At 58.9% G+C, this 419-nt stretch carries 1 pseudogene; it reads right to left on the reverse strand.

Annotated elements, in window-relative coordinates:
• Nucleotides 1-21: 21 nt before the first annotated feature.
• Nucleotides 22-419, reverse strand: a pseudogene (locus WCE05_RS26195) (baseplate protein); the annotation flags it as partial.

Consider the following 419-nt stretch of genomic DNA (forward strand, 5'->3'; position numbering starts at 1 on the left):
GTATGGTTTCAATCGCCCTCATCAGAACGGGTCCTCCTGTACTCTGGCTTTTTTCTTTTTCCGCGCGCCGGGATCTTCGGGTTCAGGCAGATAAGCATCAGGCGGGCCGACACGGATTTCCGTCAGGGTGCCGTTCTGGTCCTGAGTAAACGTGACTTCCGAAACAAGCAGGTCGGTATTGTCGAAACCACAGACCGGATCAAAGACAATCACCCGCTGGTTGGGCTGCCACAGCGTACCGTTACCCTGTCGCCAGCCCTGCACCACATAGGTGGTTTCATCCGTCCGCGCCGCCCGTTGTCGGGCTTCAAAGTCAGCACGCGCAATACAGCCTGCCCCCGTGGCCTGCCCTGTCTGCCTGATATACATCGGACGGTAACGGGCAATAAATGCGTCCTCTGTGCGGGCCCGCAGCGCGG

This window comes from Pseudomonas sp. I2 (assembly GCF_040984075.1).
Taxonomy (GTDB): Bacteria; Pseudomonadota; Gammaproteobacteria; order Pseudomonadales; family Pseudomonadaceae; genus Aquipseudomonas; species Aquipseudomonas guariconensis_B.